At 72.2% G+C, this 22,669-nt stretch carries 15 protein-coding genes; 11 read left to right on the top strand and 4 right to left on the bottom strand.

The window, feature by feature from the left end; genetic code table 11:
- Positions 1-202: 202 nt before the first annotated feature.
- Positions 203-1,366 (bottom strand): DUF7544 domain-containing protein, encoded by a 1,164-nt coding sequence (locus ACFP1Z_RS21105; RefSeq protein WP_390318309.1) that lies wholly within the window; start codon positions 1,364-1,366, stop codon positions 203-205.
- A 190-nt stretch (positions 1,367-1,556) separates the two neighbouring features.
- On the opposite strand from ACFP1Z_RS21105, the gene mtnA reads away from it, so the two are divergent.
- The 7 genes from mtnA to ACFP1Z_RS21140 all read left to right on the top strand — a co-directional run bounded on the left by mtnA (position 1,557) and on the right by ACFP1Z_RS21140 (position 10,014).
- Positions 1,557-2,723, top strand: coding sequence for an S-methyl-5-thioribose-1-phosphate isomerase (gene mtnA, locus ACFP1Z_RS21110; protein WP_390318311.1), 1,167 nt, complete (start codon positions 1,557-1,559; stop codon positions 2,721-2,723).
- A 51-nt stretch (positions 2,724-2,774) separates the two neighbouring features.
- Positions 2,775-3,452 (top strand): two-component system response regulator MtrA, encoded by a 678-nt coding sequence (mtrA, locus tag ACFP1Z_RS21115; protein WP_390318313.1) that lies wholly within the window; start codon positions 2,775-2,777, stop codon positions 3,450-3,452.
- A gap of 2 nt (positions 3,453-3,454) precedes the next feature.
- A complete protein-coding gene (gene mtrB / locus ACFP1Z_RS21120) occupies positions 3,455-5,410 on the top strand; it encodes an MtrAB system histidine kinase MtrB (protein ID WP_390318315.1) in 1,956 nt (651 codons plus the stop codon).
- Complete coding sequence (locus tag ACFP1Z_RS21125) at positions 5,407-7,263, top strand: LpqB family beta-propeller domain-containing protein (RefSeq protein WP_390318317.1); 1,857 nt, start codon at positions 5,407-5,409, stop codon at positions 7,261-7,263. The genes mtrB and ACFP1Z_RS21125 overlap by 4 nt, the downstream gene beginning before the upstream one ends.
- 9 nt (positions 7,264-7,272) lie before the next feature.
- Positions 7,273-8,013: a ComF family protein gene (locus ACFP1Z_RS21130; protein WP_390318319.1), complete on the top strand. Its 741-nt coding sequence runs from the start codon at positions 7,273-7,275 to the stop codon at positions 8,011-8,013.
- 328 nt (positions 8,014-8,341) lie between these two features.
- Entirely contained in the window at positions 8,342-9,031 is a 690-nt protein-coding gene (gene hpf, locus ACFP1Z_RS21135; protein WP_390318320.1) for a ribosome hibernation-promoting factor, HPF/YfiA family, read from the top strand.
- Positions 9,032-9,270: 239 nt separating this feature from the next.
- A complete protein-coding gene (locus tag ACFP1Z_RS21140) occupies positions 9,271-10,014 on the top strand; it encodes a response regulator (protein ID WP_390318322.1) in 744 nt (247 codons plus the stop codon).
- Positions 10,015-10,041: 27 nt separating this feature from the next.
- Here the strand turns inward: ACFP1Z_RS21140 and ACFP1Z_RS21145 are convergent, their stop codons facing one another.
- Positions 10,042-11,265, bottom strand: coding sequence for a winged helix-turn-helix domain-containing protein (locus ACFP1Z_RS21145; protein WP_390318324.1), 1,224 nt, complete (start codon positions 11,263-11,265; stop codon positions 10,042-10,044).
- A gap of 55 nt (positions 11,266-11,320) precedes the next feature.
- Complete coding sequence (locus tag ACFP1Z_RS21150) at positions 11,321-11,908, bottom strand: GNAT family N-acetyltransferase (protein WP_390318325.1); 588 nt, start codon at positions 11,906-11,908, stop codon at positions 11,321-11,323.
- Positions 11,909-12,200: 292 nt separating this feature from the next.
- On the opposite strand from ACFP1Z_RS21150, the gene secA reads away from it, so the two are divergent.
- On the top strand, positions 12,201-15,023 hold the full coding sequence (gene secA, locus ACFP1Z_RS21155) for a preprotein translocase subunit SecA (protein WP_390318327.1): 2,823 nt from the start codon (positions 12,201-12,203) through the stop codon (positions 15,021-15,023).
- Between the two features lie 111 nt (positions 15,024-15,134).
- Here the strand turns inward: secA and ACFP1Z_RS21160 are convergent, their stop codons facing one another.
- Entirely contained in the window at positions 15,135-15,611 is a 477-nt protein-coding gene (locus ACFP1Z_RS21160; RefSeq protein ID WP_390318329.1) for an Rv3235 family protein, read from the bottom strand.
- Between the two features lie 316 nt (positions 15,612-15,927).
- Here ACFP1Z_RS21160 and ACFP1Z_RS21165 point away from each other — a divergent pair, with 316 nt between their 5' ends.
- The 3 genes from ACFP1Z_RS21165 (at position 15,928) to ACFP1Z_RS21175 (ending at position 22,607) form a co-directional block, all read left to right on the top strand.
- Positions 15,928-16,431 (top strand): DUF6912 family protein, encoded by a 504-nt coding sequence (locus ACFP1Z_RS21165; RefSeq protein ID WP_390318330.1) that lies wholly within the window; start codon positions 15,928-15,930, stop codon positions 16,429-16,431.
- A 94-nt stretch (positions 16,432-16,525) separates the two neighbouring features.
- On the top strand, positions 16,526-17,203 hold the full coding sequence (locus ACFP1Z_RS21170; protein WP_390318332.1) for an HAD family hydrolase: 678 nt from the start codon (positions 16,526-16,528) through the stop codon (positions 17,201-17,203).
- A 400-nt stretch (positions 17,204-17,603) separates the two neighbouring features.
- Positions 17,604-22,607 (top strand): NAD-glutamate dehydrogenase, encoded by a 5,004-nt coding sequence (locus ACFP1Z_RS21175; protein ID WP_390318334.1) that lies wholly within the window; start codon positions 17,604-17,606, stop codon positions 22,605-22,607.
- Positions 22,608-22,669: the final 62 nt, after the last annotated feature.

The following is a 22,669-nucleotide window of genomic DNA, read 5'->3' on the forward strand; positions in this document are numbered from 1 at the left end:
CCGATGGTACTGCATGGGGGACCGTGTGGGAGAGTAGGACGCCGCCGAGCTATTGTTGGGGAAAGCCCCGTTGGGAGCCGTGAGGTTCCTGGCGGGGCTTTCTCGCATTTCCGGAACCTGTTTCCGGCGCCTGCTCCGAGCCGGGTCTGTGGTTCTCCAGGATTCCCCGGAGAACCACAGACTCAGGGCAGTCAGCAGTGGATTACTCGCCCGCCGCGCGTGCGAGTTCCACGTCGAGGGATTCACGCCGGATGCGCTGGTCCACGTACAGCAGCGCCGTCACGCCCGCGGTCACGGGGAGAGTGAGAGCAGAGCTGATGGTCGCGGCGATGCCGATGGTGATGAGCGTCGGCCAGCCGAAGGCGTCGCCGGAAGAGCCGTTCACCGCGATGAGGAGCTGGCCGAGGGTGAAGGGCAGCTGCACGATCGAGGAGACCACGAACGTCATGAGGACCGTCAGCAGCTGGATCCCGAAGACCCGGCCCCACGCGCCCCGGACCAGCTTCGCGGAACGCTTCATCGACGCGACCACACCCTGCTTCTCCAGCATCAGGGCCGGCGCCGCGAGACTGTAGCGGATCCACAGCCACACGCCGCCCGCGAGCGCCGCGAGGCCACCGAGAGCGGTCAGGGCGGCGCCCGCCGAGCCCGCGCCCGCCGCTGTGGCGAGCAGCCCGCAGCCCAGGCCGACCGCGAGGATCCCCGCGATGAGGGCCGGAACGAGCAGCAGCAGCCCGCACATCCGCCCCAGCTGGGGCCTCGCGTCCCGCCAGGCCTCGGCCATGGTGATGGGCCTGCCCAGAACCGCGCGGCTCACGACGACCGTCAGCATCGCGGTCGCGACGATCGAGCCCACGAGACCGATCAGTGCCGTGACGCCCAGGGCCGCCATGGCGCTGCCTATCTCCCCCGGGTCCGGGTTGCTGTTCTGCAGGGACTCCAGCCCCGGGGCGTCCCGGAACCACAGGCCCTGGGCCGCTGTCGCCAGACCCTGGGTGCCGACGGCCACGGCCAGGGAGACACCGAAGGCCGTACGCCAGTGGGCACGTGCGGCACGGAACGCGCCCTCCACGATTTCTCCGGCGCCCAGCGGCCGCAGCGGGATCACCCCCGGGCGGGGCGCGGGCTGCGGGGCCGGCCGGCCCTGGCCGCCCCGGGGCTGCCGGGGGCCGCTGTCGGCGCGGGCCCGTTGACGGGGTGGCGGAGGGGCCGTGGGCTGCGTGGACCAGTGGCCCCCGGGCGGCTGCTGCTGTGCCCACTGCGAGGAGCGCACGGCCTCGTCCCGGCCGGTGGACTGCTCGGGGGCAGACGGCTGCTGCTCGTCGGAAGAGGGCCCGGGCGGGGTCCGGCCCGGAGTGTCGTTCATGCTCTCCTAGCTCCTTCTCGGTGCCCGGTCGCCGGGGCGGCGGCGAGCGATACCGGCCATCGTGTCACGCGTACGCGAACCCCAGCGGGCCCGCCGGACCTGCGGAGAGCGCCGGGCCGGCGGGCTCTCGTACGAGGGAGGAGGCGAAGAAGACCTTCAAACCCGGGGCCGTGCGCGGCAGACTGGACGGATGGCTGATCACGACGTGGATCGCGCGGAGTCCCCCGGACCCGCGGCCGTCGACTCGCTGCGGTGGGAGGAGCGGCCCGAGGGGCCGGTGCTGGTGCTCCTGGACCAGCGGCGGCTTCCCGCCCAGGAGGTCGAGCTCGTGTGCACGGACGTGCCCGCGCTGGTGGACGCGATACGCACACTCGCCGTGCGGGGAGCGCCGCTGCTCGGTATGGCCGGGGCCTACGGAGTGGCCCTGGCGGCGGCACGGGGCTTCGACGTGGACGAGTCCGCCGAACTCCTGGCCCGTGCGCGCCCGACGGCCGTCAACCTGGCCTACGGGGTGCGGCGCGCCCAGCGCGCGTACCGCGACGCGATGAGCGGGGAGGCGGACGCCCGGCAGGCCGCTGCCGCCGCGCTCGCCGAGGCCCGGGCCCTGCACCGGGAGGACGCGCGGGCCAGCGCGAGTATGGCGCGGCACGGGCTGGCGCTGCTGGAGGAGCTGCTGCCCGGCGGCGGCTACCGGCTGCTGACCCACTGCAACACCGGTGGTCTGGTCTCCGGCGGCCGGGGCACCGCGTTCGCGGTGGTGGGGGCCGCCCACGACAAGGGAGAGCTGAGGCGGCTGTGGGTGGACGAGACGCGGCCGCTGTTGCAGGGGGCCCGGCTGACCGCGTACGAGGCGGCCCGGGCGGGGATGGCGTACACGCTCCTCACCGACAATGCGGCCGGTTCGCTGTTCGCCTCCGGGGAGGTCGACGCGGTGCTCATCGGCGCGGACCGGATCGCGGCGGACGGGTCGGTGGCGAACAAGGTCGGCAGCTATCCGCTGGCCGTGCTCGCCCGCTACCACCACGTGCCCTTCATCGTGGTGGCCCCGGCCTCGACCGTGGACCTGGCCACCCCCGACGGAGCGGCGATAGAGGTCGAGCAGCGGCCGGGTCACGAGGTGACGGACTTCGCGGCCCCGGCGATACCGGAGGCGGGGGCCGGGGCGGCGACCGGGGTGCCGGTGGCTCCGCTGGGCACCCAGGCGTACAACCCCGCGTTCGATGTCACACCGCCGGAACTGGTGACCGCGATCGTCACGGAGAACGGGGTCGTCTCGCCGGTGACCGGGGCAGGGCTCGCCGAGCTGTGTGCCCCGCCGGGGCGGGGAGCCGGGCAGGATGTCCGGGGTCCCCGGTGAGCTGGGTCACCCGGCGCTATGGACCGGATGCGAAAATGGGATGATGTCGATATGAAGGGACGCGTCCTTGTCGTCGACGACGACACCGCACTGGCCGAAATGCTCGGCATCGTGCTGCGCGGCGAGGGTTTCGAGCCGTCGTTCGTAGCCGATGGCGACAAGGCACTTGCCGCTTTTCGCGAGGTCAAGCCGGACCTTGTGCTGCTCGATCTGATGCTGCCCGGGCGTGACGGCATCGAGGTGTGCCGCCTCATCCGCGCCGAGTCCGGGGTGCCGGTCGTGATGCTGACGGCGAAGAGCGACACGGTCGACGTGGTCGTCGGGCTGGAGTCGGGGGCGGACGACTACATCGTCAAGCCGTTCAAGCCCAAGGAGCTGGTGGCCCGGATCCGGGCCCGGCTCCGCCGCTCCGAGGAGCCGGCTCCCGAGCAGCTGACGATCGGCGACCTGGTCATCGATGTCGCCGGGCACTCGGTCAAGCGCGACGGCCAGGCGATAGCGCTGACCCCGCTGGAGTTCGATCTGCTCGTCGCGCTGGCCCGCAAGCCGTGGCAGGTCTTCACCCGTGAGGTGCTCCTGGAGCAGGTGTGGGGCTACCGGCACGCGGCGGACACGCGGCTGGTCAACGTGCATGTGCAGCGGCTGCGTTCGAAGGTCGAGAAGGACCCGGAGCACCCGGAGATCGTGGTGACGGTGCGCGGCGTGGGCTACAAGGCCGGGCCCAGCTGATCATGCGGGACAGCGGTGCCGCTCCGGAGCGCGGCGCGGCGCCGCCCGTCGGGCCGGCGGGCGGGATACCGGTCCTGCGGCGGCTGTGGCGTGCGGGGCGGCTGCTGCCCGACGGTGCGGCGCCGGTGCATCCGCTGCTGCGGCTGTACGTGCGCTGGGTGCGGCGGCCGCTGCTGCCCGCGATGCGGCTGTGGCGGCGCAATATCCAGCTGCGGGTGGTCGCCGGAACGCTGCTGATGTCCGTCGCGGTGCTGCTCGTCCTCGGTGTGGTGGTCGTCGGTCAGGTGCGCAACGGTCTGCTGGAGGCCAAGCGGCACGCCGCGCAGAGTCAGGCCGAGGGCGGTTTCAAGGCCGCGCGGGAGGCCGCCGACACGGCTGGTGACTCCCGTGGGCAGGACGCGGCGCAGTCCGGTGGCCGGGCGGGGACCGATCCCGGGGCCTGGCTGACGGCGCTCGTGCAGCAGTTGTCCAGTGGTGGCCAGGGCGTGTACCACGTCGTGGCGATCGGCTCGGGCGGTGGTGAGTCGTCCGTGGGCAGCCGGGGCCCGCGTGCCTCCGGTGACATCGATCCGGAGCACAGCATCCCCGCCGACCTGCGCAGGCAGGTCGATCTGCGGACCGGGGCGCTGGAGCGCTCCGCCACGATCCGGCACAGTGCCTCCGACGAGGGCGAGCCGGCGCTGATCGTCGGCAAGCGCATGTACGACATCAGCGGCAATCCCTACCAGCTGTACTACCTCTTCCCGTACACGCAGGAGGAGAAGACGCTGGCGCTGGTGCGCGGCACGCTGGCGACGGCCGGGGTGTTCATGGTGGTGCTCCTCGGGGCCATCGTGTGGTTCGTCGTCCGGCAGATCGTGACGCCCGTACGGATGGCGGCGTGGATCTCGGAGCGGCTCGCTGCGGGCATCCTGCAGGAGCGGATGAAGGTCACCGGTGAGGACGACATCGCGCGCCTTGGTGAGGCCTTCAACAAGATGGCGCAGAACTTGCAGGTGAAGATCCAGCAGTTGGAGCAGTTGTCGCGGATGCAGCGTCGGTTCGTCTCGGACGTCTCGCACGAGCTGCGGACGCCGCTGACGACCGTGCGGATGGCTGCGGAGGTCATCCACGAGGCACGGGATTCCTTCGATCCGGTGACGGCGCGGTCGGCGGAGCTGCTGTTCGGGCAGGTGGACCGGTTCGAGTCGCTGCTGTCCGACCTGTTGGAGATCAGTCGTTTCGACGCGGGTGCGGCGGCGCTGGAGGCGGAGCCGGTCGATCTGCGGGACGTGGTGCACCGGGTCGTGGAGGGCGCGTTGCCGCTCGCCGAGCGCAAGGGCAGCCGGTTGCTGGTGCGGGGTGCGGAGGAGCCGGTGGTCGCGGAGGCGGACGCCCGGCGTGTGGAGCGGGTGCTGCGCAATCTTGTGGTCAACGCCGTCGAGCACGGTGAGGGCCGGGATGTGGTGGTGCGGCTCGCGGCGGTGGGGGACGCGGTCGCGGTCGCGGTGCGCGACTACGGTGTGGGGCTCAAACCCGGTGAGGCGACACGGGTGTTCAACCGTTTCTGGCGGGCGGACCCGGCGCGTGCCCGGACCACCGGTGGTACGGGTCTCGGGCTGTCGATCGCGGTGGAGGACGCCCGGCTGCACGGCGGCTGGCTGCAGGCGTGGGGTGAGCCGGGCGGTGGTTCGCAGTTCCGGCTGACGCTGCCGCGGACGGCCGGGGACACGCTGCGTGGTTCGCCGATCCCGCTGGAGCCGGAGGATTCGCGGCGCGGCCGCGGTCCGGCCGGGGCCGGGCTGCCGTCGGCGGTACGGACGCCGGGCGGCTCCGCGCCCGTACCCGCGCAGAAGCGCGGTGCGCCGCCGGCCGTGGACCCGGCCGCGCTGCCGGGCGGTGGTGCGCGGGTCGTGGCGCGGCAAGGGCGTCCTGGGGAGGCCGACGGGGACGCGGCCGGGCGCGAGGGGCGGCTGTGAGCGCCGTGAGGGGTCGGCTCGCGCGCCGGTACCGGCGGCGCACGCCCCGTATCACCGCGCTGGCGCTGTGCGGCACGGTGCTGGCGGGCTGTGCCTCGATGCCGGACGACGGGGACGTGGTCCCGGTGGACTCCGCGCAGCGCGCGGACGTGGACTCGCAGGTGCGGGTGTACGGGGTGCCGCCGCACAAGGGTGAGCGGCCCGAGGAGCTGGTGACCGGCTTCCTGGAGGCGACGACCAGTGACGACCCGGACTACGCGACGGCCCGGATGTACCTCGCCAAGGGCGCGCAGCAGCAGTGGAACCCCTCGCGGGGGATCACGGTGCTGGCGGGGGCGCCGCATGTGAGTGTGGAGCGCAGTGGTGCCGGGGACCGCGGCGGCGACCGGGAGGAGGCCGTGACCGTCACCCTCACCGGCAGACAGGTCGCCACGGTCGACGCCCGGCACGCGTACAAGCCGGACGAGAGCGACTTCAAGGAGCAGATCCATATCGCGCGGGAGGACGGCGAGTGGCGCATCGACCGGCTGCCGTCCCAACTGGTGCTCGGTTCCGCGGACTTCCAGCGCATCTACCGGTCCGTCAACAAGTACTACTTCGCGGAGCTGGGCTCGGGCGGCACCGGCAGGGGACGGGACGTGCTCGTCGCCGACCCGGTCTATCTGCGTAAGCGGATCGATCCGGTGACGGCCACGGTCAACGCGCTGCTGGACGGGCCGACCGGCTGGCTCGACCCGGTCGCCGCGACGGCCTTCCCCACGGGAACCCGGGTGATGGACCGTCGGCTCGCGCTGGACGACTCCAACGCGCTGAAGGTGCGGCTGGGCGGCGAGCGGGCCGCGGGTGTGGGCCAGGAGCAGTGCCGGCGGATGGCGGCGCAGCTGATGTACACCGTGCAGGACCAGTCGGTGAAGGTCAGTGAGGTGACGCTGCAACGGGAGGACGGCGCGCGGCTGTGCTCGCTGGGGCGGGAGCAGGCGCGCGCGTACGCGCCGGAGCAGATCGCCGGGCACGCCGACCGGCAGTACTTCGTCGACGCGCAGCACCGCGTCGTCAGCCTCGGCGAGGGCGAGGACGAGGCGCGGCGGGTGCCCGGGCCGTTCGGCGCGGACGGTCAGACGCCGCTGCGGGCGGTCGCGGTGGACCGGGCCGAGCGGCGCGCGGCCGGTGTCTCCAGTGACGGGCGGTCCCTGTTCGTCGCCGGCCTGGAGCCCGGGGCGGCGCTCGGCGAGGCCCGGCTGACGGTCCGGGGCGGCGCCAAGGCGGGGCTGACGACGCCGAGTTGGGACGGGCTGGGCGATCTGTGGGTCGCCGACCAGGACCCGGAGCACCCGCGGCTGCTGCGGCTGCCCGGCGGTACGGGCGCGCCCGAGGAGGTGCCGGTGCCGCAGCTGGCGCGCGGGGAGCGGATCACCGGGCTGCGTGTCGCGGCGGACGGGGTGCGCATCGCGCTGCTGGTGACGAAGGACGAGCGTACGGTGTTGCGGCTGGGCCGTGTCGAACGGCGGCCGGTCAATGGCCGGTTGACGCTGTCGGTGCAGGAACTGCTGGCCGTGGCGCCGAAGTTGGAGCAGGTCGACGCCGTGTCGTGGGCGGGTGGCAGCCGGTTGCTGGTGGCGGGCAGCGAGAAGGGCGGGCTGCAGCAGTTGCAGTACATCGAGACCGACGGCTCGCTCTCCAACGGCTCGGCGCTGCCCGGCATCACGGGGGTGCGCGGGGTCGCGGCCGCCGAGAGCACCTCCAAGGCGCCGACGCTGGTCGCCGAGCGGGACGGCGGCATCGTCCGGCTGCTGCCGGACACCAGCTGGAAGCTGGTGACCAAGGAGGGGTCGGCGCCCGTCTATCCGGGGTAGGGGCGTGCCATGCGCGGATGGTGGCGGGAGATCGCCGGTCTGGTGCTGCCGGTGGACTGCGCGGGTTGCGGCCTGCCGCGAGTTGTGCTGTGCGAGGAGTGCCGCGCCGTGCTGTACGGGCGTCCGGCCCGGCGGGCGTGGCCGGACCCGGTGCCCGAGGGGCTGCCGCCCGTGCACGCCGCCGCGGGGTACGACGGGGCGGTGCGCGAGGTGCTGCTCGCGCACAAGGAGCGCGGTGCGCTCGCCCTGGCGGCGCCGCTGGGGGAGGCGCTGGCGGGGGCGGTACAGGCGGTGACCGGGGCGTACGGGCCGGTGAGCGCGCCCGGGGGTGCGGGCGGGGCGGTGCTGCTGGTGCCCGTGCCCTCGGCGCGGCGCGCGGTGGCCGCGCGGGGCCACGATCCGGTGCGCCGGCTCGCTCTGGCGGCCGCGCGCCGGGTGCGGGCCTCGGGGCCGCCCGTGCGGGTCGCGGCCGTCCTGCGGCAGCGCAGGGCCGTGGCGGACCAGGCGGAGCTGCGGGCCCGGCAGCGCCGGGCGAATGTCCGGGGCGCCCTGGGGGTATCCAAGGGGGGAGAGGTACTGCTGATGCGCGAGGGGCCGGTGGTGCTGGTGGACGACCTGATGACGACGGGGGAGTCGCTCACGGAGGCCGCGCGGGCGGTGACCGGAGCCGGGGGCGCGGTGCTGGGCGCGGCGGTGGTCGCGGCCGTGTCGAGGACTTTCGTGACGGACCCCGTGCGCAACCGGAACTGACGGGTAACGCCCCTCGTTACAGAGGGAAACGGCAGGAAAACACCTGAACGGAGGTACGCCCTGGTAGGGGCTACCGACAGGCGTCCGAGCGAGATATGTTCGGTTGTGAGGAATGGCAGGGGCTATGCCTCGTATCTCCGGATGGCGCGTTTCGCGCGCTTTCGACGAAGCTTGAAGTCGATCGCATTGTCGATGGGGTGGAGATCTCGCCCTTGGGGGAGGAGGAGGTGAAAACCGCCCAGTCGGTGGCCCCGGGTGCCCCCGGGGTCTGATGCAAGAGGGATGCGCTCCGCACCTTCGGCGGGGCGATCCGGGAACGGAGTTCTGCGTGGACATCGTCGTCAAAGGCCGCAAGACCGAGGTGCCCGAGCGCTTTCGCAAGCACGTGGCCGAGAAGCTGAAGCTGGACAAGATCCAGAAGCTCGACGGCAAGGTGATCAGCCTCGACGTCGAGGTGTCCAAGGAGCCCAACCCCAGGCAGGCCGACCGATCCGACCGAGTGGAGATCACCGTGCGGGGGCGCGGACCGGTGATCCGGGCGGAGGCGGCGGCCACCGATCCGTACGCCGCGCTGGACCTGGCGACCGCCAAACTGGAAGCGCGGCTGCGCAAGCAGCACGAGAAGCGTCACAGCCACCGGGGCAATGGGCGAATTCCCGCGAGCGAGGTCGCGATGACCCTCCCAGGTGTGGCGGAACTCAACGCCAACGGCGAACTCACAGCCCATCAGGAAACGGAGCAGGTGCCGGTCACCCGCATGGGACCGCTGGAGGTCAGGGGCGAAGGGCCCCTGGTGGTCAGGGAGAAGACCCACACCGCGGCCCCCATGAGCCTCGACCAGGCGCTGTACGAAATGGAGTTGGTCGGGCACGACTTCTATTTGTTCGTCGACTCGGAGACCAAACTGCCCAGCGTCGTCTACCGGCGGCACGCCTACGACTACGGCGTGATCCACCTCAACGCGGACCCGCTCTTCGAATCGGAGCCGGGAGGCGTGGGGGGCGCGCTCGGCAGCTGAACCGCACGGGCCCGCGCCACGCGCCCGCGCGGCGCGACCACGAGTGAAGGTGCCCCCCGGAAGCGCCGGTGCGCTCCCGGGGGGCACCGGCGCGTGACCGCACGAGCGCCGTCCGTCCGCCCGGCATGAAATCATGGCCGCGCGGCCAACCTCCGGTCCGCCGGAACCGGTTGGGGCGGCAGTAGGGTGCAACCGCGAGCGGCTCTGGGCCTACAGCAGGGGTCTTCAGGGGAGGAACAATGGCGGACAGGTTCGGGCCCGTGCTCGTACCCGGTGAGGACGACGACGAGGGCACCTGCGCGGAGCGGGAAGCGGCGCGCGAGGAGCCGATCCGGGTCCTGGTCGTGGACGACCACGCGCTCTTCCGCCGGGGGCTGGAGATCGTCCTGGCCCAGGAGGAGGACATCCTGGTCGTGGGGGAGGCCGGCGACGGCGCGGAGGCCGTGGAGAAGGCCGCCGACCTGCTGCCGGACATCGTGCTGATGGATGTGCGCATGCCCAAGCGCGGGGGCATCGAGGCGTGCACCTCCATCAAGGAGGTCGCCCCCAGCGCGAAGATCATCATGCTGACGATCAGTGACGAGGAGGCCGACCTCTACGACGCGATCAAGGCGGGCGCCACCGGCTATCTCCTCAAGGAGATCTCCACGGACGAGGTGGCCACCGCGATCCGGGCCGTCGCGGACGGGCAGTCGCAGATCAGCCCCTCGATGGCCTCGAAGCTGCTGACCGAGTTCAAGTCCATGATCCAGCGCACCGACGAGCGGCGGCTGGTGCCCGCGCCCCGGCTCACCGACCGCGAGCTGGAGGTGCTCAAGCTCGTCGCGACCGGGATGAACAACCGTGACATCGCCAAGGAGTTGTTCATCAGTGAGAACACGGTGAAGAACCACGTGCGCAACATCCTGGAGAAGCTGCAGCTGCACTCCAGGATGGAGGCGGTGGTCTACGCGATGCGGGAGAAGATCCTGGAGATCCGCTGAACCGCGGGCGCCGGCGCCGGCGTCCGCTCAGGCCAGCTCCGCGCGCAGTGCGGCCGCCGCCTTCGGGTCGTCGCAGCGCTCGACGCGCACCGAGTCACAGCCCACCCAGTCCGCCGCCTCCCGCAGCGCCCGTGCCATCGCCTTCGCCGCTCCGGCACCGCTCAGCGAGAGCTGCCGGGCCACCAGCGTGCGTCCCTCACGGGCCGGGTCCACCCGGCCCGCCAGCCGGCCGCCCGTCAGCAGGGGCATCGCGAAATACCCGTGCACGCGCCGGGCCCTGGGCACATAGGCCTCCAGGCGGTGCGTGAAGCCGAATATCCGCTCCGTGCGCGGCCGGTCCCAGATCAGTGAGTCGAAGGGCGACAGCAGCGTCGTACGGCACCGCGCGGAGCGCGCCGCGTCCTCGGCGGCCAGCGCCGCCGGGTCCGCCCACGCCGGCCGCCCCCAGCCCGCCACCTCCACCGGCACCAGGCCCGCGCCCTCCAGGGCGGCGTCCACCTGCTCGCCGCGGAGCCGGTGGTAGTCGGCGAGGTCCGCCCGCGTCGCCACCCCCAGGGCAGCCCCCGCCTGCGCGACCAGGCGGCGCACGCACTCGGCGTCGTCCAGGCCGTCGTGGTGCAGCTCCTGCGGGACGGCCCGCTCCGCCAGGTCGTACACCCTCTTCCAACCGCGCCGTTCCGTGCAGACGACCTCACCGGTGTCCAGCAGCCACTCCACGGCGATCTTCGCCTCGGACCAGTCCCACCACGGCCCGCCGTTCCGCGCGCCGCCCAGCTCCGTCGCGGTGAGCGGGCCCTCGGAGCGCAGCCGGTCGCGGACGGCCGCGCAGGCGCGCTCCGCGTCGGCCAGCACGTGCCAGCGGTGGCCCCGCGCGCGGCGGGCCCGCCGGCGGAACGCGAACAGCGGCCACTCCTCGATGGGCAGCACGCACGCGGCATGCGACCAGTACTCGAAAGTGCGCGGCGCGGCGCTGCCGGACCGGCCCGTCCAGTACGCGGACTCGACCGCGCCCCGCCCGACCGCGCCCAGCCGCGCGTACGGCACCAGCTCGTGCGAGCGCGCCAGCACCGAGATCGTGTCCAACTGGACGGCGCCCAGCCGCCGCAGCACGCCGGGCACCCCCGCCCGCCGGTCGGCGGTGCCCAGCAGTCCCTGGGCGCGCAGCGCGATGCGGCGCGCCTCGTCGGCGGAGAGCCCGGCCCCGGCCTTACGGCCCTTTCCCGGAACGGCAGTTGCCGTGCGAATGACCATGGCGGCACCTTAGGGCCGGCCACTGACAACGGCCCCGGCGCGCTCCCCGCCGGTGTCAGCCGCGGGGAGCGGGCAGGTACGGGGTGGCCGAGGGCAGGCCCAGGTCCGAGGGCAGCAGGGAGCCGCTCCACGCGTCGCGGCGCGTGCCCCGGTGCGGGAGGCGGGCGCGCAGCGTGCCCTCCATCCGGAAGCCCGCCCTGAGGGCCGTCGCGCGGGAGGCCTCGTTGCCGACCTGCGCGTACCACTCCAGCCGTTCCACGCCCAGGTCCGTGAAGGCCCAGCGGGCGACCTCGCGGGCGGCCTCGGCGGTGTAGCCGCGGCGGCGCTGCTCCCTGGCCGTCCAGAAGCCGATCTCGGCCCGGCGGTCGGGGGCGGCCAGGGCGAGCCGGGGCAGGCCCGTCGCGCCGACGAGGACGCCACCGTCCCGGGTGAAGACACCGAAGTCGTACTGCGTGTCCGTGCGCCAGCCCGTCCTGGCGATCCGTTCGATGAAGACGAGCGCGTCGTCGAGCGAGTACGGCGAGGGCACGTCGGTCCAGCGCGGGATCTCCGGGTCCTGGCAGGCGTCGCGCACGGCCTCGGCGTCTGCGCGGGAGAACGGGCGCAGCACCAGGCGTCCGGTGGTGAGGGTGACGGGCTCCATGGACGGAGTCTGGGCGACGCCGCCCGCGCGGTGCGAGCCCTTTACGGTCCGTGCGGAAACCGGTCCGGAGTGCATTTCCCGGCGCGCTTTCCGGGCACTTTTTCCGTACGGTGTTCGTTCATCGTGCGGGTGACAACAGGGCCGGGCCCTGACGGACCTCCCGGCGTGAAGGGGTCCTCGCTTACGATGGCCGTTGCGGCGGGGACTGTCCCGTCGTGCCCGCGCACCCTCCTGCTGCCCTCGGCGGGGAAAAGAACAGGTGTCAGGCCCGACCGGCAAGGAGCTAGCCTACGTGTCCGTCTTCGGCAAGATCATGCGTGCAGGTGAAGGCAAGATCCTGCGCAAGCTGCACCGCATCGCGGACCAGGTCAATTCCATCGAAGAGGACTTCGTCAGCCTCTCCGACGCAGAGCTGCGTGCCCTGACCGACGAGTACAAGCAGCGGCTCGCCGACGGCGAGACCCTGGACGATCTGCTCCCGGAGGCGTTCGCGACCGTTCGCGAGGCCGCCAAGCGCGTGCTCGGCCAGCGTCACTACGACGTCCAGCTCATGGGCGGCGCCGCCCTGCACCTGGGGTATGTCGCGGAGATGAAGACCGGTGAGGGCAAGACCCTCGTCGGCACGCTCCCCGCCTATCTCAACGCCCTGTCGGGCAAGGGCGTGCACCTGATCACCGTCAACGACTATCTCGCCCAGCGCGACTCGGAGTTGATGGGCCGGGTGCACAAGTTCCTGGGCCTGTCGGTCGGCTGCATCATCGCCAACATGACCCCGGCGCAGCGCCGCGAGCAGTACAACTGCGACATCACCTACGGCACGAACAACGAGTTCGGCTTCGACTACCTGCGCGACAACATGGCGTGGTCGAAGGACGAGCTCGTGCAGCGCGGCCACAACTTCGCGGTGGTCGACGAGGTCGACTCGATCCTCGTCGACGAGGCCCGCACCCCGCTGATCATCTCCGGCCCGGCCGACCAGGCCACCAAGTGGTACGGCGACTTCGCCAAGCTGGTCACCCGGCTGTCCAAGGGCGAGCCCGTCAACCCGCAGAAGGGCGTCGAGGAGACCGGCGACTACGAGGTCGACGAGAAGAAGCGCACGGTCGCCATCCACGAGGCCGGTGTCAGCAAGGTCGAGGACTGGCTGGGCATCGACAACCTCTACGAGTCGGTCAACACCCCGCTCGTCGGCTACCTGAACAACGCCATCAAGGCCAAGGAGCTGTTCAAGCGCGACAAGGACTACGTCGTCATGGACGGCGAAGTCATGATCGTCGACGAGCACACCGGCCGTATCCTGGCCGGCCGCCGCTACAACGAGGGCATGCACCAGGCCATCGAGGCGAAGGAAGGGGTGGACATCAAGGACGAGAACCAGACCCTCGCCACGATCACCCTGCAGAACTTCTTCCGCCTCTACACCAAGCTCTCCGGCATGACCGGTACGGCGATGACCGAGGCCGCCGAGTTCCACCAGATCTACAAGCTCGGCGTCGTCCCGATCCCGACGAACCGGCCGATGATCCGCAAGGACCAGTCCGACCTCATCTACCGCACCGAGGTCGCCAAGTTCGACGCGGTCGTCGAGGACATCTCCGACAAGCACGGCAAGGGCCAGCCGATCCTCGTCGGCACCACGTCCGTGGAGAAGTCCGAGTACCTCTCGCAGCAGCTCTCCAAGCGCGGCATCGCGCACGAGGTGCTCAACGCCAAGCACCACCAGCGGGAGGCGCAGATCGTCGCCCAGGCGGGCCGCAAGGGCGCCGTGACCGTCGCCACCAACATGGCCGGCCGCGGTACCGACATCAAGCTGGGCGGCAATCCGGACGACCTCGCCGAGGCGGAGCTGCGCCAGATGGGCCTGGACCCCGTCGAGCACGTCGAGGAGTGGGCGGCCGCGCTGCCCGCCGCCCTGGAGCGCGCCGAGGCCGCCGTCAAGGCCGAGTTCGAGGAGGTCAAGGAGCTCGGCGGGCTGTACGTGCTGGGCACCGAGCGGCACGAGTCGCGCCGGATCGACAACCAGCTGCGCGGCCGCTCCGGCCGTCAGGGCGACCCGGGCGAGTCCCGTTTCTACCTCTCCCTCGGCGACGACCTGATGAGGCTGTTCAAGGCCCAGATGGTCGAGCGCGTGATGGCCATGGCCAACGTGCCCGACGACGTGCCGATCGAGAACAAGATGGTCACCCGCGCCATCGCCTCCGCGCAGTCCCAGGTCGAGCAGCAGAACTTCGAGACCCGCAAGAACGTCCTGAAGTACGACGAGGTCCTCAACCGGCAGCGTGAGGTCATCTACGGCGAGCGCCGCCGGGTCCTGGAGGGCGAGGACCTGCAGGAGCAGGTCAAGCACTTCATGGACGGCACCATCGACGCCTACATCCAGGCCGAGACCGTCGAGGGCTTCGCCGAGGAGTGGGACCTGGAGCGGCTGTGGGGCGCGTTCAAGCAGCTCTACCCGGTGAAGGTCACCATCGAGGAGCTGGAGGACGCGGCCGGGGACCGGGCCGGCCTGACCGCCGAGTTCATCGCCGAGTCCGTCAAGGACGACATCCACGAGCAGTACGCCGCCCGCGAGGAGCAGCTGGGCTCCGACATCATGCGCGAGCTGGAGCGCCGCGTGGTGCTGTCCGTCCTGGACCGCAAGTGGCGTGAGCACCTCTACGAGATGGACTACCTCCAGGAGGGCATCGGCCTGCGGGCCATGGCCCAGAAGGACCCGCTGGTGGAGTACCAGCGCGAGGGCTTCGACATGTTCACCGCCATGATGGAGGGCATCAAGGAGGAGTCCGTCGGCTACCTGTTCAACCTGGAGGTCCAGGTCGACCAGCAGCTGGAGGAGGTCCCCGTGCAGCCCGGCGCGACGCCGCCGGCTGTCGAGCAGGTGCAGGACGCGGTGCCGGCCGGTGCCGTCCGGCCCGAGATCCGCGCCAAGGGCCTCGACGCCCCGCAGCGCCATGACCGGCTGCACTTCTCGGCCCCCACGGTCGACGGCGAAGGCGGCGTCGTCGAGGGCGACTTCGCCGACGACGGCGGCCCGGCCCGCTCCGAGGCGGACGGTCTGACGCGCGCGGAGCGCCGCAAGGCGCAGAAGAACAGCGGCCGCCGCCGCAAGAAGTAGCCCCGGCGGGCGGCCGTCTCCCACGGCCGCCGCAGGGCGGTCACCGCACCCGCGGCGGGGGCGGGCACACCACGTGCCCGCCCCCGCCGCGTCGTATGTGCCCCTCACGGCTCAGGGGCGCGCTCCGCCCAGCTCGACCGCCGAGCAGCGCCAGCGCAGGTCCGGGCAGTGCTCCAGCCGGAAGGCGAGCGCCTGCAGCCGGTCGCCGGAGGCGATCCGCGCGAACGCCTCGATCACCCCGGGGCTCGGCCGGAACTCGTCGCAGCGCCGCACGACCGGGGCCCGGCTCCAGGGGGCGGGCCGCAGCGGTGCCCGCGGGGCCAGCGCGGTGAGCTGCTCGTAGGCGTCGCCCAGGGTGTGGCCGAGCAGTGAGTGCACCGGGCGCTGTCCGCTGAGGGTCAGCAGCAGCCGGTGCGCGAACCAGTAGCGCGGCAGCCGCTCGCGTTCGCGGCGCCGGGCCGCGGGGTCGGGGTGCGGGCGCCGGGTGTCGGTGCGCCGGGGCGGCGCGGTCCTGGCCGGGGGCGCTTCCCCCCGGTGGCCGGGGGAGGGCCTGCTCGCGGCGGATCTGGTCGTGGTGGTCCTGTGCATGCGGATCGCCCCCGTGGCGGCCGGGCCCGGCGTCGATACCGGGCGGTAGCTTGTGGTGACCGACCTTCTACCCGGGGTGGTTTCCGGGCGACAAGGACGGGCGGACGGTGCCAGGGGCCCCCGGAGCCTTCCCCTATCAGGGTGGTCCCGGAGGGGGAGGGGTGTTCCCGGCCCGGACCCGTGCGACAGGGACCCGGTCGACGGGAGGGCGGGCGAAGGGGGCTCCCGGCACTTCGAAGGGGGACTCGCGGCCGTATGCTGACCTCACGGTCGGTGCGTCGTCCGACACTTCAGGCACTTCAGGAAAGCGGCGGTCATGCGCGTCTACGTCCCCCTGACCCTCCCCGGTCTCGCCGAGGCGCACCGGAACGGACAGCTGGGCCCGGCCCCGCTCGACGCCTTCGCCGTCACCCCCGCGCTGCGCGAGTGGTACCTGTCCGACGACGTCGAGGAGCTGGAGTACGCCGCGCTCGGCCGGGCCGCCCAGGGCTCGCTGCGCCTGCTGGCCGCCGAGCCCGGCGCGCCCCGCCGCCGTGTCGTCGTCGCCGTCGACGTGGCCGACGGGGCCGTGACCGCCGCCCCCGACCGGGGCCCGGTGACCAACGCGCTGGGCGCGGTGCGGCTTGCCGGGCCCGTACCGCTGGCGAAGGCGGCGTCGGTGCACGTGGACGGCGAGGACGCCGAGCGGGACGTGGCGGCCGCCGCGGCCGCGCTGCCCGCCGCCGACCAGGGGGACGACGACGCGCAGTTCACGGTGGACGGCGCCGAGGACCACGACCTGATGTGGTTCGCCGTGCAGGAGATCCCGGGCCTGATCTGAGCCCGTCCACGGCCCCGCGTGGTCCCGCGCGGCCCCGCCCCGGGAAGATCGGGGCCCCGGCCCGTTGTCCGACCCTGCCGGTACCGTCGAAGGCATGGGGAAGCGAACGGCACACATCGTCTGGGACTGGAACGGGACGCTCTTCTCGGACATCGAGGCGGTCGTCGCGGCGACCAACGCCGCCTCGGCGGCCCTCGGCCTGGAGCCGGTCACGGTCGAGCGGTACCGCGAGATCTACCGGGTGCCCATCCCGCTGTTCTACAAGGAGCTCATGGGCCGCCTCCCCACCCAGGCCGAGTGGGAGCACATGGACGGGGTCTTCCGGCGTCACTACCACGAGCGCCGCGGCCGCTGCTCCCTCGCCGACGGCGTCGAGGGCCTGCTGGAGCGCTGGCAGGGCGGGGGCGGCACCCAGTCCATCCTGTCCATGTACGAGCACGAGGACCTGGTGCCGCTGGTGCGCCGGTTCGGCATCGAGCGCAGATTCGTCCGCGTCGACGGGCGCACGGGCCCCTCGGGCGGCAGCAAGCGCGAGCACATGGAGCGCCACGTCACCGGCCTCTTCGGGGCCCGTGGTATATCCGCGGAGCGGACCGTGGTCATCGGTGACGCCCTGGACGACGCGGTCGCCGCCGAGCACGTGGGCGCGCACGCCGTGCTCTACACCGGTGGTTCGCACAGCCGGGCCGGCCTGGCCGCGGCCGGGGTCCCGGTGGTCGACAGCCTCCAGGAGGCGGTCGAGGAGGCCGAGCGCCTCGTCCTGCGCGGCTGAGGTCCGCTCCGCGGGCCCCTGACATGCGAGGTGGCCGAAAATATGCGGTCGTGCGGGAGCCCCGAGTGGCCGGAATCCGATCCCGGGACGCCCGAAGCGGTGGACAACGGTGTGAAGCCGGGCACAGCGTCGGCCCACGGGCGCGACAAGCGATAGCCTTACCAGGTGATCAGCGCGATATCCAGCAGGGGCGACGGCGCTCCTGTCCTGCGCCCCGGGTGCACCGCTCCCGGGGAAGGCGCTGACAACCCGGGCCGGGGGCTGCGAGCGAAGTTGGCCGAGAACGGTCCGGTCACCCCTCCTTCCGGCATACCGTCGAAGACGACCGGAAAACCCGGCCGGCGACGGGATGCCTTCACCACCTATGTCACGCAACGGCGCGCGACAGGAGCCAGAGGACATGCAGACCAAGCTGGACGAAGCCAAGGCCGAGCTGCTCGCGCGGGCGGCCCGGGTCGCCGACAGCGGCCCGGGCGGGGGGCCGCAACCGACCGGTCCGAAGGGTGAGGGGGTGCTCGACACCGAGACGCTCAACGCCTACCTCCAGCGCTACTACCTGCACACCGCCCCCGAGGACCTGACCGGCCGGGACCCCGTCGACGTCTTCGGCGCCGCGCTCTCCCACTACCGGCTCGCCGAGACCCGTCCGCAGGGCACGGCCAACGTCCGGGTGCACACCCCGACCGTCGAGGAGAACGGCTGGACGTGCACCCACTCCGTGGTCGAGGTCGTCACCGACGACATGCCCTTCCTGGTCGACTCGGTCACCAACGAGCTCTCGCGCCAGGGCCGCGGCATCCACGTCGTGATCCACCCGCAGATGGTGGTGCGCCGCGATGTCACCGGCCGGCTGCTGGAGATCCTCGGCGCCAGCTGCGACGCGCACGGCACGGGCAAGGACGCCGTCCTGCCGCACGACGCGCTCACCGAGTCCTGGATCCACGTCGAGATCGACCGCGAGACCGACCGGGGCGACCTCAAGCAGATCGCCGCCGATCTGCTGCGCGTGCTCTCCGACGTCCGCGAGGCCGTCGAGGACTGGGGGAAGATGCGCGACGCCGCGCTGCGCATCGCCGAGGGCCTGCCGCAGGAGGCGCTGCCCTCCGACCTGCCGGAGTCCGAGCTCGGCGAGGCCCGCGAGCTGCTGCGCTGGCTGGCCGCCGACCACTTCACCTTCCTCGGCTACCGCGAGTACGAGCTGACCCGGATCCCCGCCGACAGCGGCGAGGAGGACGTGCTCAGCGCCGTCCCCGGCACCGGTCTGGGCATTCTGCGCTCCGACCCCGCGCACCACGACGAGGGCCACCACGCGGGCCCGGTCTCGCCGTCCTTCAACCGGCTGCCCGCCGACGCCCGGGCCAAGGCCCGCGAGCACAAGCTGCTCATCCTCACCAAGGCCAACAGCCGGGCCACCGTGCACCGGCCGTCCTACCTCGACTACGTCGGGGTCAAGAAGTTCGACGCCGACGGCAATGTCACCGGCGAGCGCCGCTTCCTGGGCCTGTTCTCCTCGGCCGCGTACACCGAGTCCGTGCGCCGCGTCCCCGTGGTGCGCCGCAAGGTCGCGCGCGTGCTCGCCGACGCCGGCTTCACCCCGGACAGCCACGACGGCCGTGATCTGCTGCAGATCCTGGAGACCTACCCGCGCGACGAGCTGTTCCAGACCCCGGCCGACACGCTGCGCTCGATCGCGACGAGCGTGCTGTACCTCCAGGAGCGCCGCCGGCTGCGGCTGTTCCTGCGGCAGGACGAGTACGGGCGCTACTACTCGGCGCTGGTCTATCTGCCGCGCGACCGCTACACAACGGCGGTGCGGCTGCGGCTGATCGACATCCTCAAGGAGGAACTCGGCGGTATCAGCGTCGACTTCACCGCCTGGAACACCGAATCGGTGCTCTCCCGGCTGCACTTCGTGGTGCGCCTCCAGCCCGGTTCGACGCTGCCGGACCTCACCGACGCCGATGTCGAGCGCATCGAGGGCCGGCTGGCGGAGGCCGCCCGCTCCTGGGCGGACGGCTTCGCCGAGACGCTGACCGCCGAGGTCGGCGAGGAGCGCGCCGCCGAGCTGACGCGCCGCTACGGCCAGGCCTTCCCCGAGGGCTACAAGGCCGACCACACGCCGCGCGCGGCCGTCGCCGACCTCGGCCACCTGGAGAGACTGACGACGGGCGCGGGCGAGCGCGACTTCGCGCTGAGCCTGTACGAGCCGGTCGGCGCGGGCCCCGGCGAGCGCCGCTTCAAGATCTACCGCACGGGCGAGCCGGTCTCGCTGTCGGCCGTGCTGCCGGTGCTCCAGCGGCTCGGCGTCGAGGTCGTCGACGAGCGCCCGTACGAGCTGCGCTGCTCGGACGGGACGACCGCGTGGGTCTACGACTTCGGGCTGCGGATGCCCGAGCACGTCGAGGGCGACGACGCGCGGGTGCGTTTCCAGAACGCCTTCGCGGCCGTGTGGTCCGGTGACGCGGAGAACGACAACTTCAACAACCTGGTGCTGCGGGCCGGTCTTGACTGGCGGCAGGCCATGGTGCTGCGGGCGTACGCCAAGTACTTGCGGCAGGCCGGTTCGCCGTTCAGCCAGACGTACATGGAGGACACCCTCAGCAACAACGTCCACACCACCCGGCTGCTGGTCAACCTCTTCGAGGCCCGTATGTCGCCCGCGATGCAGCAGGCGGGCACCGAGCTGACCGACGGGCTGCTGGAGGAGCTGGACGGCGCGCTCGACCAGGTCGCGAGCCTGGACGAGGACCGCATCCTGCGGGCGTTCCTGACGGTCATCAAGGCGACGCTGCGCACCAACCACTTCCAGCGCGGCAGCGTTGGAAGCGAAAGCGGGGGTCAGCGGGACGACAGCGGGAAGTCGCGCGCGTACCTGTCGCTCAAGCTCGACCCGCAGCTGATCCCCGACCTGCCGGCGCCGCGTCCCGCGTACGAGATCTGGGTCTACTCCCCGCGCGTGGAGGGTGTGCACCTGCGCTTCGGGAAGGTCGCGCGCGGTGGTCTGCGCTGGTCCGACCGGCGCGAGGACTTCCGTACCGAGGTCCTGGGCCTGGTCAAGGCGCAGATGGTCAAGAACACGGTCATCGTGCCCGTCGGCGCCAAGGGCGGCTTCGTCGGCAAGCGGCTGCCGGACCCGCAGCTGGACCGGGACGCCTGGCTGGCCGAGGGCATCGCCTGCTACCGGACCTTCATCTCCGGCCTGCTGGACATCACCGACAACATGGCCGGCGGCGAGATCGTCCCGCCCCGGGACGTCGTGCGCCACGACGGTGACGACACCTACCTCGTCGTCGCCGCCGACAAGGGCACCGCGACCTTCTCCGACATCGCCAACGAGGTCGCCGAGTCCTACGGCTTCTGGCTCGGCGACGCCTTCGCCTCCGGCGGTTCGGCGGGCTACGACCACAAGGGCATGGGCATCACCGCGCGCGGCGCCTGGGAGTCCGTCAAGCGGCACTTCCGGGAGCTGGGCCACAACAGCCAGACCGAGGACTTCACGGTCGTCGGTGTCGGCGACATGTCCGGTGACGTGTTCGGCAACGGCATGCTGCTGTCCGAGCACATCCGTCTGGTGGCCGCCTTCGACCACCGGCACATCTTCCTCGACCCGAACCCGGACGCGGCCGCCTCGTACGCCGAGCGCCGCCGGCTGTTCGAGCTGCCGCGCTCCTCGTGGGCCGACTACGACCCGTCGCTGCTGTCCAAGGGCGGCGGCGTGCACCCGCGCACGGCCAAGTCGATCCCCGTCAACGCGCAGGTGCGCGAGGCCCTCGGCATCGAGCCGGGCATCACCAAGCTGACGCCCGCCGAGCTGATGAAGGCGATCCTTCAGGCGCCGGTCGACCTGTTGTGGAACGGCGGCATCGGCACGTACGTCAAGGCGTCCACGGAGTCGCACACGGACGTCGGCGACAAGGCCAACGACGCGATCCGTGTCGACGGCAGGGACCTGCGTGCCAAGGTCGTCGGCGAGGGCGGCAACCTGGGTCTGACCCAGCTCGGCCGGATCGAGTTCGCGTCGAACGGCGGCCGTGTCAACACCGACGCCATCGACAACAGCGCCGGTGTGGACACCTCCGACCACGAGGTGAACATCAAGGTCCTGCTGAACGCGCTCGTCGCGGACGGCGACATGACGGTCAAGCAGCGCAACAAGCTCCTCGCGGAGATGACCGACGAGGTCGGCGAGCTGGTGCTGCGCAACAACTACGCGCAGAACGTGGCCCTGGCCAACGCGGTCGCCCAGGCGCCGAGCCTGCTCCACGCCCACCAGCGGATCATGCGCCGGCTCACCCGTGAGGGGCACCTGGACCGGGCCATCGAGTTCCTGCCCAACGACCGGCAGATCCGCGAGCGGCTGAACGCCGGGCGCGGGCTGACCCAGCCCGAGCTGGCCGTCCTGCTCGCCTACATCAAGATCACCACGGCGGAGGAGCTGCTGGCCACCTCCCTGCCGGACGACCCGTATCTGCAGAAGCTGCTGTACGCCTACTTCCCCCAGGCGCTGCGCGAGCGTTTCGGGGCGCAGATCGACGCGCACGCGCTGCGCCGGGAGATCGTCACGACCGTCCTGGTCAACGACACGGTCAACAGCGGCGGTTCGACCTTCCTGCACCGGCTGCGGGAGGAGACGGGCGCCTCGCTGGAGGAGATCGTGCGGGCGCAGAGCGTGGCCCGCGAGATCTTCGGGCTGAACGCGGTGTGGGACGCCGTCGAGGCCCTGGACAACCAGGTCGCGGCGGATGTGCAGACGCGTGTCCGGCTGCACTCGCGGCGCCTGGTCGAGCGCGGTACGCGCTGGCTGCTCAACAACCGTCCGCAGCCGCTGGAGCTGGCCGCCACGGCGGACTTCTTCCGCGACGGTGTGGCCGAGGTGTGGGAGGCGCTGCCCGAGCTGCTCAAGGGCGCCGACGCCCAGTGGTGGCAGTCCATCCGCGACGAGCTCGTCGAGGCCGGGGTGCCGGACGAGCTGGCGGTGCGGGTCGCGGGCTTCTCCTCGGTCTTCCCGGCGCTGGACATCGTGGCCGTCGCGGACCGTACGGGCAAGAAGCCGCTGGCCGTCGCCGAGGTCTACTACGACCTGGGGGACCGGCTGCACATCAGCCAGCTGATGGACCGCATCATCGAGCTGCCGCGCGCCGACCGCTGGCAGTCCATGGCCCGCGCCTCGATCCGTGAGGACCTCTACGCGGCCCACGCGGCGCTGACCTCCGACGTGCTGTCGGCCGGCAACGGCTCGGCGACACCGCAGGAACGGTTCACGGCGTGGGAGGAGCGCAACGCGGCGCTGCTCACCCGGGCGCGCACCACACTGGACGAGATCCGCGGATCGGATGCCTTCGATCTCGCCAATCTGTCGGTGGCGATGCGGACGATGCGCACGCTGCTGCGGACGCACAGCTGACGCGCGGATGAACAAGGGGCGGCCCCCCGGTGAACCCCGGGAGGCCGCCCCTTCCGCATGCT

The sequence above is a fragment of the Streptomyces gamaensis genome (assembly GCF_042656465.1).
Taxonomy (GTDB): domain Bacteria; phylum Actinomycetota; class Actinomycetes; order Streptomycetales; family Streptomycetaceae; genus Streptomyces; species Streptomyces gamaensis.

Coding starts and splice junctions, on each gene's coding strand:
- ACFP1Z_RS21160 (WP_390318329.1), bottom strand. CDS start 15,611: ATGCACAGGACCACCACGACCAGATCCGCCGCGAGCAGGCCCTCCCCC.
- ACFP1Z_RS21140 (WP_390318322.1), top strand. CDS start 9,271: ATGGCGGACAGGTTCGGGCCCGTGCTCGTACCCGGTGAGGACGACGAC.
- ACFP1Z_RS21145 (WP_390318324.1), bottom strand. CDS start 11,265: ATGGTCATTCGCACGGCAACTGCCGTTCCGGGAAAGGGCCGTAAGGCC.
- ACFP1Z_RS21170 (WP_390318332.1), top strand. CDS start 16,526: ATGGGGAAGCGAACGGCACACATCGTCTGGGACTGGAACGGGACGCTC.
- ACFP1Z_RS21105 (WP_390318309.1), bottom strand. CDS start 1,366: ATGAACGACACTCCGGGCCGGACCCCGCCCGGGCCCTCTTCCGACGAG.
- ACFP1Z_RS21130 (WP_390318319.1), top strand. CDS start 7,273: ATGCGCGGATGGTGGCGGGAGATCGCCGGTCTGGTGCTGCCGGTGGAC.
- mtrB (WP_390318315.1), top strand. CDS start 3,455: ATGCGGGACAGCGGTGCCGCTCCGGAGCGCGGCGCGGCGCCGCCCGTC.
- ACFP1Z_RS21165 (WP_390318330.1), top strand. CDS start 15,928: ATGCGCGTCTACGTCCCCCTGACCCTCCCCGGTCTCGCCGAGGCGCAC.
- mtnA (WP_390318311.1), top strand. CDS start 1,557: ATGGCTGATCACGACGTGGATCGCGCGGAGTCCCCCGGACCCGCGGCC.
- ACFP1Z_RS21150 (WP_390318325.1), bottom strand. CDS start 11,908: ATGGAGCCCGTCACCCTCACCACCGGACGCCTGGTGCTGCGCCCGTTC.
- mtrA (WP_390318313.1), top strand. CDS start 2,775: ATGAAGGGACGCGTCCTTGTCGTCGACGACGACACCGCACTGGCCGAA.
- ACFP1Z_RS21175 (WP_390318334.1), top strand. CDS start 17,604: ATGCAGACCAAGCTGGACGAAGCCAAGGCCGAGCTGCTCGCGCGGGCG.